The organism is Cellulomonas endophytica (assembly GCF_004123805.1).
GTDB classification, from domain to species: Bacteria; Actinomycetota; Actinomycetes; order Actinomycetales; family Cellulomonadaceae; genus Cellulomonas; species Cellulomonas endophytica.
In genome coordinates this window covers 1-9,796 of record NZ_RWJX01000103.1, presented here as the reverse complement: position 1 = coordinate 9,796, position 9,796 = coordinate 1, and the positions used below count along the sequence as shown (strand labels likewise).

The window sequence follows — 9,796 nt, the reverse complement described above, 5'->3', positions numbered from 1 at the left end:
AGCCCTCGGAGGACTCCCGCCCACCAGCCGCCTGTCACCAACGTGATGGCTCAGTACAGCTAGGCGCGTGCCTGACGGCAGGGAGGTCGTGCTGGGCGCCGTCGCGGGGCACTTCGGCCGCGACGTGGGGCGGACGCTGGCCAAGCTGCCGGCCCTCGTCGAGGCCGCCGCCGCCCGGGGCGTGGACCTGCTCGTGCTGCCCGACGCGACGCTCGGCGGCTACCTGCTCGACATGCACCACCCCGGACCGGCGGACCTGCCCCCTGCGGTGGCGCTCGACGGCCCCGAGGTCGCGCGGGTGGCGGCCCTCGCGCCCGACCTGACGATCTGCTTCGGCCTCGCCGAGCGGGTCGTCGAGGACGGGGTGGAGCGCTGCTACAACACCGCCGTCTGCGTCCACGGCGGGCAGGTCCTCGGCACGCACCGCAAGGTGCACCTGCCGCTGGGGGAGTCGCAGGCGTACGCGCCCGGCGACGGCTTCGCGGCGTTCGACACCCCGGTCGGGCGGCTCGGGATGCTCATCGACTTCGACAAGACGTTCCCGGAGTCGGCGCGCACCCTCGCTCTCGACGGCGCCGAGGTCCTCGTGTGCCTGTCCGCCTGGCCGGCCAGCGTCACCGACCGCTCCGACCGGATCCGGCACGACCGGCAGGCGCACCTGTTCGACCTCTACGACTGCGCGCGCGCCGCCGAGAACCAGGTGTGGCTCGTCTCGTCGAACCAGACCGGCGTGCTCGGGGGGCTGCGGTTCCTGGGGCAGGCCAAGGTCGTCGACCCGGCGGGGGAGATCGTCGCGAAGACGTGGGCGAAGGGCGGCCTGGCGGTGGCGCGGGCCGACGTGGCGGGCTCGCTCGCCCGCGCCCGGCGCACGATGCACCACCTGGCCGACCGCGCGGAGCACGCCTACCACCCGTCCCTCGCGCACCCGTCCCCCGCGCACCCCTTCCTCGCCCGCCCCTGACCCGACCGGTCCGGCCCCGACCACCCCGGAGGACCCGCGTGCGCGTGGACCTGCTCACCTACTCCACGAAGCCGCGCGGCGGGGTCGTCCACACCCTCGCGCTGGCGGAGGCGCTCGCGGCCCGCGGTCACGCGGTCACGGTGCGGACCCTCGGCCGCGGCGGGGACGCCGCCTTCTTCCGGCCCGTCGACCCCCGCGTCCGGGTGGCGGTCGTCCCCTTCGTGCCGCAGGACGACGAGGCGGTCGGCGAGCGCATCGTGCGCTCCATCGCGGCGCTGGCGGCCGCCCTGGCCCGGGACGCCGACGCCGGCGACCTCGCCGACGTCGTGCACGCCCAGGACTGCCTGTCGGCGAACGCGGCGCTCGACGCGGGGCTGGCGCCCGTGCGCACCGTCCACCACCTCGACGCCTTCACCACCCCGCAGCTCGTCGCGTGCCACGAGCGGGCCCTCGTCGCCCCCGCCGTCCGCCTCACCGTCTCCCGGGCGGTGTCCGACGAGATCGCGGCCGGCTGGGGGCTGCCGTCCACGGTCGTCGGCAACGGCGTCGACGCCGCGCGCTTCGCCGCCGCCGCCGCCGGGCCCGACCGGGAGGCCTGGCGCGCCGAGCTGGGGGACTACGTCCTCGCGCTCGGGGGGATCGAGCCCCGCAAGGGGACGCTCGACCTCCTCGAGGCCTGGGCGGCCCTGCGCCGGACCCGGCCGGGGCTGCGCCTCGTCGTCGCGGGCGGGGAGACCCTCTTCGACTACCGCGACTACCGCGACCGCTTCGACGCCCGCGCCCGGGAGCTCGCCGCCGAGGTCGGCGCGCTGCCGACGGTCCTGGGGACCGTGCCCGAGGCGCGGCTGGCCGGGCTCGTCGCCGGGGCGCGGGCGCTCGCGTCCGTCTCGACGCAGGAGGGCTTCGGCCTCGCGGCGATCGAGGCGCTCGCCGCGGGGGTGCCCGTGGTGGCGCGGTCGCTGCCCGTGCTGCGCGAGGTCCTCCGCGGCACCGTCGCCTACGGGTCCGACCCGGCGTCGTTCGCGGCCGCGCTCGACGCGGCGCTCGCGGGCGAGGGGCCGGCCCCCGACGCCGGTCGGGCCCTCGCCGCGGCGTACCGCTGGGACGACGTCGCGGCGCGCCACGAGGCCGTCTACGCGCAGGTCCTCGCGGGGACGGGGGGTGCCGGTGCGCCGCTCGTTCTCGCGGGTGCTCGCCGGGCTGGCTGAGGCCGACCCCGACCGGGTCGTCGTCGTCGCACCGGACGCCACGCTCACCGCCGCGCAGCTCGACCGCCGGGCCACCCGGCTGGCGCACCGCCTCCGGGCGGTGGGGGTCCGACGCGACGACCTCGTCACGGTCGCCCTGCCGAACGGCGCGGCGCACGTGGTCGCCTGCGCCGCGGTGTGGCGGGCGGGCGCGACGCCCCAGCCGCTCGCGCCCGGGCTCGACGCGGCCGAGCGGGCGGAGGTCGAGGCGCTGGCGGCCCCGGCGGCGGTCGTCGGCGCCCCGGCGGCCACGCCGGGCGTCCCGACGCTGCCGGGGGACCTCGGGCCGCTCCCGCCGCGGCGGGACGCCCACGACGCGCCTCTGCCCGACCTCTGGGCCGCGTCCTGGAAGGCGCCGACGAGCTCGGGCTCCACCGGTCGGCCGAAGCTCGTCCTGGCGGCCGCCCCGGCGCTGGTGGACCCCGGGCGGCCGGTGGCGGAGTTCCTGCCGCGCGAGGCCGTCCAGCTCGTCGCCGGGCCGATGCACCACTCCGCGGTGTTCACCTACGCCTACCGGGGCCTGCTCACCGGGCACCGCCTCGTCGTGCTGCCGCGCTTCGGCGCCGACGCCTGGCTGCGGGCCGTCGCGGCGCACCGCGTGACCTGGGCGCTCCTCGTCCCGACGACGGTCCGGCGCCTCCTGGCCCTGCCGGAGGCCCGGCGGGCGGCGGCGGACCTGGCGAGCCTGCGGACCGTGCTGCACCTCGGCGCGCCGATCGGTCCCGACGACAAGCGCGCGCTCCTGGACTGGCTCGGCCCCGAGCGCGTCCTCGAGCTCTACGCGGGCAGCGAGAGCAACGGCCTCGTGCTCGTGCGGGGCCCGGAGTGGCTGGCCCGCCCCGGCACGGTGGGGCGGCCCGTCGCCGGGACGGAGGTGGCCGTGCGACGCCCCGACGGGACGGACGCGGCGCCCGGGGAGGTCGGCACCGTGTGGCTGCGCCGCGGGGACGCACCGGCCTACGCCTACCGCGGGGCGCCCTCCCGCCGCACCGCCGACGGCTGGGACACCCTCGGCGACGCCGGGCACCTCGACGCCGACGGCTGGCTGTTCCTCGCGGACCGCGCCGACGACCTCGTCGTCCGGGGCGGGGTCAACGTGTGGCCCGCCGAGGTGGAGCGGGCGCTGGAGCGGCACCCCGCCGTGCGGTCGGCGGTCGCGTTCGGGGTGCCCGACGAGGACCTGGGCCAGGCGCTCGAGGCCGTCGTCGACCTCGGCGGCGCGGACGCGGCGGTGGCGGCGGACGTCGCCGTGCACGCCCGTCGGGTCCTCGGTCCCGAGCGCCGGCTGCGGCGCCTGCATGTCGTCGCCGAGCCCCTGCGCGACGACGCCGGCAAGGCGCGGCGCCGCGCGCTGGCCGCGCGGTTCAGCCGGCGCTGACGGCCGTCGCGTCGCCCGCCCGCACCACCGCGACGGCCTGGCGCGCGATCTCGAGCTCCTCGTCCGTGGGCAGCACGAGCACCGTGACCGGGGCGCCCTCGGGGGAGATCACGGTGGTCGCCTTCTTGCGCCCGGCGTTGCGGGCCGGGTCGACCGTGATGCCGAAGCCCTCGAGCCCCGCGAGGCAGCCGGCGCGCACGACGTCGTCGTTCTCGCCGACGCCGGCGGTGAAGGCGATGGCGTCGACGCGGCCGAGGTGGGCCATGTAGGCGCCGACGTAGCCGCGGACGCGGTGGTAGTAGACCTCCAGGGCCTCCTGCACCCGCTCGTCGCCCGCCGCGGCGGCCGCGTGGACGTCGCGCATGTCCGTGTGCCCGGCCAGGCCGAGCATCCCCGAGCGACGGTTGAGCAGGTCGTCGAGCGAGTCCGCGTCGTAGCCGCCGACGCGCAGCAGGTGCAGCAGCACGCCCGGGTCGAGGTCCCCCGTGCGCGTGCCCATGACGAGGCCCGCCAGGGGGGTCATCCCCATCGACGTCTCGACGGACCGGCCGCCGCGGACGGCGGTGACGGAGGCCCCGTTGCCCAGGTGCAGGACGATCGTGTTCGTCTCCTCCAGCGGCCGGCCCAGGAACGCCGCCGTCTCCCGCGACACGTACTGGTGGGAGGTGCCGTGCGCGCCGTAGCGGCGGATGCCGTGGGCCGCGGCGACCTCGCGGTCGAGGGCGTAGGTCGCGGCCGCCGGCGGCAGCGTCCGGTGGAACGCGGTGTCGAAGACGGCCACGTGCGGCACCTGGGGGAAGGCGTGCCGGGCCGCGCGGATGCCCGAGAGGTTGGCCGGGTTGTGCAGCGGCGCGAGGGGGGACAGCTCCTCGACGAGCTGCTCCACCGCGTCGTCGACGAGGACCGGCCCGTCGAAGCGGTCGCCGCCCTGGACCACCCGGTGCCCCACCGCCGTGAGCGCCGCGGGGTCCAGCGCCGGCCCGTGGTCGGCGAAGGCCGCGAGCACCAGGCGCATGCCCTCCTCGTGGTCGGCGACGGGCTGCGCGGTCTCGTGCGTCCCGCCCGGCCCCTCGTGCACGAGGCGCCCCGTGCCCTGGCCGATCCGCTCGACGAGGCCCGTCGCCAGCGGCCGCCCGGCCTCCGGGTCGAGCAGGCGGTACTTGATGGAGGACGAGCCGGAGTTCAGCACGAGCACGAGGGAGCTCAAGGACGGGCCTTCCGTGGGGAGGGGCGGCGGGGCGTCGGGGACGGGAGGGGCGCGGGGCGGGAGGAGGCCCGGCGGCTCAGCGCGGCTGCGCCTGGATGGCGGTGATCGCCACGGTGTTGACGATGTCGCTGACCAGCGCGCCGCGCGAGAGGTCGTTGACGGGCTTGTTCAGGCCCTGGAGCACGGGGCCGATGGCCACGGCGCCGGCGGAGCGCTGCACGGCCTTGTACGTGTTGTTGCCGGTGTTGAGGTCGGGGAACACGAACACGGTGGCGCGCCCGGCGACGGCCGACTCGGGCAGCTTCGTCTTCGCGACGGAGACGTCCACGGCGGCGTCGTACTGGATGGGCCCCTCGACCGACAGGTCGGGGCGGCGCTCGCGGACGAGGGCGGTCGCGGCGCGCACCTTCTCCACGTCGGCCCCGGAGCCCGACGCCCCGGTGGAGTAGGACAGCATCGCGATCCGCGGCTCGATGCCGAACTGCTCGGCCGTCGCCGCCGAGGAGATGGCGATGTCGGCGAGCTGCTCGGCGGTCGGGTCGGGGATGACGGCGCAGTCGCCGTAGACGAGGACCCGGTCCTCCAGGCACATGAGGAAGACGCTGGAGACGTTGTCCGTGCCCGGGGCGGTCTTGATGATCTCGAAGGCCGGCTTGATGGTGTGGGCGGTCGTGTGGACCGCGCCGGACACCATGCCGTCGGCCAGGCCGAGGTGGACCATCATCGTGCCGAAGTAGGAGACGGAGGAGACGATCTCCCGCGCCCGCTCGACCGTCATGCCCTTGTGGGCGCGCAACCGGGCGTACTCCTCGGCGAACCGCTCGAGCAGCACGGGCTCGTGCGGGTCGATGACGTCGGCGCCGTCGAGGGCCAGGCCGAGCTCGGTGGCGCGGGCCCGGATCGTCGTCTCGTCGCCGAGGATCGTCAGCCGCGCGACGTTGCGGGCCAGCAGCGTCGAGGCCGCGCGCAGCACCCGGTCGTCCGTGCCCTCGGGCAGGACGATGTGCTTGCCGTCGGAGCGGGCGCGGTCCAGCAGCGTGTACTCGAACATCAGCGGCGTCACCACGGAAGGGCGCGGCACGTCCAGCGCCGCCAGCAGCGCGTCGCCGTCGACGTGGTCCTCGAAGAGCGCCAGGGCCGTGTCGACCTTGCGCTGGGCGTCCACGGTGAGCTGCCCGCGCGTGGCGGCGGCCGCGCTCGCGGACCGGAAGGTGCCGCTCTCGGTGACGATGACGGGCAGCCGCGTGCCCAGGCCCTCGACGAGGCGCTGGACCGCCGCCGGGGGCCGGAAACCGCCGTTGAGGATGATGCCCGCGAGGTTGGCGAAGCCCTCCGCCTGGTGCGCGACGAGCAGGCCGAGCAGCACGTCCGAGCGGTCACCCGGCGTGATGACGACCGCGCCGTCGACGAGCCGGTCGAGCAGGTGCTCCACGGACATCGCCCCGACGAGGACGTCGAGCACCTCCCGGGACAGGAGCGCCTCGTCGCCGGCGAGCAGCTCCCCGCCGACGGCCTCCATCAGCTGGCGGACCGTCGGCGCGTCGAGCAGGGCGTGCGCCGGGACGGCCCAGGCGGGGACGGACAGGGCCTGGCCGACCTCCGCGTGCACGGCGTCGAGCGCGGCCGGCGTGCTGCGCAGCGCGATCGCCGCCGCGAGCTGCGCGTGGCCCGCCTCGAGCGCGGCGGCCGCGACCTCCGCCACCTGGCCGACGTCCTCCGGGCGCCGGTTCGCCGCCGACAGCACGAGCAGCACCGGCGCGCCGAGGTTCGCCGCGACGCGGGCGTTGAAGGCGAGCTCCGTGGGCCCGGCGAGCCCGGAGTAGTCCGTGCCGACGACGACGACCGCGTCGCACCGGCGCTCCACCTCGTGGAAGCGGGCGACGATCTGCGCCAGCGCGGCGTCGGGGTCGTCGATGACCTCCTGGTAGGTGACGCCGATGCAGTCCTCGCGCGCGAGGTCCACCCCGTCGTGGGCGAGCAGGAGCTCGAGCACGTGGTCGCGGTCGGAGCGGGTCACCGGCCGGAAGATGCCGACGCGGGCGACGGTGCGCCCCAGCAGGTCCAGCAGCCCGAGGGCGACGAGGGACTTGCCGGTGTTCCCTCCGGCGAGGTGACGTAGATGCTGCGGGCCACGGTGGGCTCTCCTGGCGTGGGGGGCGGGTGCGGTGCTGACGTGCGCGGGGTGGGCGTGCGGGCGGCCGACCGGTCCCGACGGTAGACCGTCGGGACCGGTCGGGCCTCACAGGCTGCGGCGGCGGGCGCTACTCGTTGTCACCGCCGGTGGACGTCGTGCCGGCGTTCGCGGCGACCTGGCCGCGGTCGGCGAGGTCCTGCGCGTCGGGCCACACCCAGTCGCGCACCTCGGGCACGTCCTCGCCGTGCTCGCGCGTGTACTGGCGGGCCGACAGGCGGGCGTCGACCATCTTCTGGCGCAGGCCGGCGGCGCTGGAGCGCAGCCAGTGGACCTGGTCGATGACGTCGATGACGAGCTTGTACCGGTCGAGGTCGTTGAGCATGACCATGTCGAACGGCGTCGTCGTGGTGCCCTCCTCCTTGTAGCCGCGCACGTGGATGTTCGCGTGGCCCTTGCGGCGGTAGGTGAGGCGGTGGATGAGCCACGGGTAGCCGTGGTACGCGAAGACGACGGGCCGGTCGGTCGTGAACAGGGTGTCGAACTCGCGGTCGGACAGGCCGTGCGGGTGCTCCCGCTCGTCCTGCAGGCGCATGAGGTCCACGACGTTGACCACGCGGACCATGAGCTGGGGCAGCTCCCGCCGCAGGATGTCCGCCGCGGCGAGCACCTCGATCGTCGGCACGTCGCCGGCGCAGCCGAGGACGACGTCCGGCTCCTTGCCGGGCCTCTCCGTCCCCGCCCACTCCCAGATGCCCAGGCCCCGCGTGCAGTGCGCGATGGCCTCGTCCATCGACAGGATGTTCGCGGTGGGCTGCTTGCCCGCCACGACCACGTTGACGTAGTTGCGGCTGCGCAGGCAGTGGTCGTAGGTCGACAGCAGCGTGTTGGCGTCGATCGGCAGGTAGACCCGCACGACCTCGGCCTTCTTGTTCACGACGTGGTCGATGAAGCCCGGGTCCTGGTGCGAGAAGCCGTTGTGGTCCTGGCGCCACACGTGGCTCGACAGCAGGTAGTTCAGGCTCGCGACGGGCCGGCGCCACGGGATGTCGCGCGTCACCTTCAGCCACTTCGCGTGCTGGTTGAACATGGAGTCGATGATGTGGATGAAGGCCTCGTAGCAGTTGAACAGGCCGTGGCGGCCCGTCAGCAGGTAGCCCTCGAGCCAGCCCTGGCACTGGTGCTCCGAGAGCATCTCCAGGACCCGGCCGGCCCGGGACAGGTGCTCGTCGACCTCGTCGGAGTAGAACTCCGCGTTCCACTGCTTGTCGGTCACGTCGAAGACGGCCTGGAGGCGGTTCGACGCGGTCTCGTCGGGCCCGAAGATCCGGAAGTTGTCCGGGTTGAGGCGGATGACGTCCGTGAGCCACTGCCCGAGCACGCGGGGTGCCTCGGCGACCGTCGCGCCCGGGCTCGGCACGTCGACCGCGTAGTCGCGGAAGTCCGGCAGCCGCAGGTCCTTCAGCAGGAGCCCGCCGTTGGCGTGCGGGTTGTCGCTCATGCGCAGGGCGCCCTCGGGCGCGCAGGCCGCGACGTCCTCGACCACCCGGCCGGCCTCGTCGAACAGCTCCGCCGGGCGGTAGCTCTCGAGCCACCGCCGCAGCACGTCGAGGTGCTCGGGGGTGTCGCGGGCGTTGGCCAGCGGCACCTGGTGGGCGCGCCAGGAGCCCGTCGTCTTCTTGCCGTCGATGTAGTCCGGGCCCGTCCAGCCCTTCGGCGTGCGGAAGACGATCATCGGCCACATCGGGCGGCTGTCGTCGCCGTCGGCCGCCCGCTGCTTGATGGCGGCGATCTCGTCCAGCACCCCGTCGAGCAGGACGGCGAAGCGGCGGTGGATGCTCAGGGCGTCCTCGTCGTCGAAGCCGGCGACGAAGACGTGCGGCGTGTGCCCGTAGCCGACCATGAGGCTGTTCAGCTCGTCGTCGCCGATGCGGGCCAGGACCGTCGGGTTGGCGATCTTGTACCCGTTGAGGTGCAGGATCGGCAGGACGACGCCGTCCTTCTGCGGGTTGACGAACTTGTTCGAGTGCCAGGACGTGGCCAGCGGGCCCGTCTCGGCCTCGCCGTCGCCGACGACCGCCGCCACGAGCAGGTCGGGGTTGTCGAAGGCGGCACCGTAGGCGTGGGACAGCGCGTAGCCGAGCTCGCCGCCCTCGTGGATGGAGCCCGGCGTCTCCGGCGCGACGTGGCTGGGGATGCCGCCCGGGAACGAGAACTGCCGGAAGAGACGCCGCAGCCCCTCCTCGTCCGGCGTCACGTCCGAGTACATCTCGGAGTACGTGCCGTCGAGGTAGGCCGCGGCCACCAGGCCCGGCCCGCCGTGACCCGGACCCGTGATGTAGATCGTCGACTGCTGGCGCTCGACGATCGCGCGGTTGAGGTGCGCGTACAGGAACGTCAGCCCGGGCGTCGTGCCCCAGTGGCCCAGGAGGCGGGGCTTGACGTGGTCGCGCGTCAGCGGCTCGCGCAGCAGCGGGTTGTCGAGGAGGTAGATCTGGCCGACGGACAGGAAGTTCGCCGCCCGCCACCAGCGGTCGATCCGCTCGAGGGACTCCGTGCTCGGCTCCTGGCCGGCACCGGTGCGCCAGGTGGGGGCAGGTCTGGTCGACGTCGTGGTCACTGCAGCTCCTCGTTCTCGTCCCTGCGTGCGCTCGGTCGTGAGGAGAGGTGGGGGTCCCACCGCCGCGCCGGGCGACGCCAGGACCAGCGTCCCCGCCCGGCCGGCAGCCGGGCTGGGACGTCGGACCCACGCCGCCGGCCGGCGGGGGCGCCGGGCCGCTCCTCGGCCCCAGTCAACCGCTCGGAGCCCGCCGGCGCCCGGGTTCTGCCCGACGGGTCCGCCCAGGTCCTCGGGTTACCGTGAGGTGTGCCC

General features: G+C 75.3%; 5 protein-coding genes and 1 pseudogene. 3 read left to right on the top strand and 3 right to left on the bottom strand.

From position 1 onward, the window contains the following. Positions 1 to 67 precede the first annotated feature (67 nt). The 3 genes from EJA20_RS17120 to EJA20_RS17110 are packed head-to-tail and all read left to right on the top strand — an operon-like array spanning position 68 to position 3,586. Complete coding sequence (locus tag EJA20_RS17120) at positions 68 to 961, top strand: carbon-nitrogen hydrolase family protein (protein WP_129339741.1); 894 nt, start codon at positions 68 to 70, stop codon at positions 959 to 961. Between the two features lie 38 nt (positions 962 to 999). Further along, on the top strand, positions 1,000 to 2,169 hold the full coding sequence (locus tag EJA20_RS17115) for an MSMEG_0565 family glycosyltransferase (RefSeq protein ID WP_129339740.1): 1,170 nt from the start codon (positions 1,000 to 1,002) through the stop codon (positions 2,167 to 2,169). After that, on the top strand, positions 2,129 to 3,586 hold the full coding sequence (locus EJA20_RS17110; RefSeq protein ID WP_164984044.1) for an AMP-binding protein: 1,458 nt from the start codon (positions 2,129 to 2,131) through the stop codon (positions 3,584 to 3,586). Before EJA20_RS17115 ends, EJA20_RS17110 begins: the two co-directional genes overlap by 41 nt. Here EJA20_RS17110 and EJA20_RS17105 read toward each other — a convergent pair. The 3 genes and pseudogenes from EJA20_RS17105 to EJA20_RS17095 form a co-directional block, all read right to left on the bottom strand. Beyond that, the gene (locus tag EJA20_RS17105; protein ID WP_129339738.1) at positions 3,573 to 4,793 is read right to left on the bottom strand and encodes an acetate/propionate family kinase; all 1,221 of its coding nucleotides are present in this window, start codon (positions 4,791 to 4,793) and stop codon (positions 3,573 to 3,575) included. The genes EJA20_RS17110 and EJA20_RS17105 overlap by 14 nt on opposite strands. A 76-nt stretch (positions 4,794 to 4,869) precedes the next feature. After that, positions 4,870 to 6,926: pseudogene (pta, locus tag EJA20_RS17100) on the bottom strand (phosphate acetyltransferase). Positions 6,927 to 7,054: 128 nt separating this feature from the next. Then, complete coding sequence (locus EJA20_RS17095; protein WP_129339736.1) at positions 7,055 to 9,544, bottom strand: phosphoketolase family protein; 2,490 nt, start codon at positions 9,542 to 9,544, stop codon at positions 7,055 to 7,057. Positions 9,545 to 9,796: the final 252 nt, after the last annotated feature.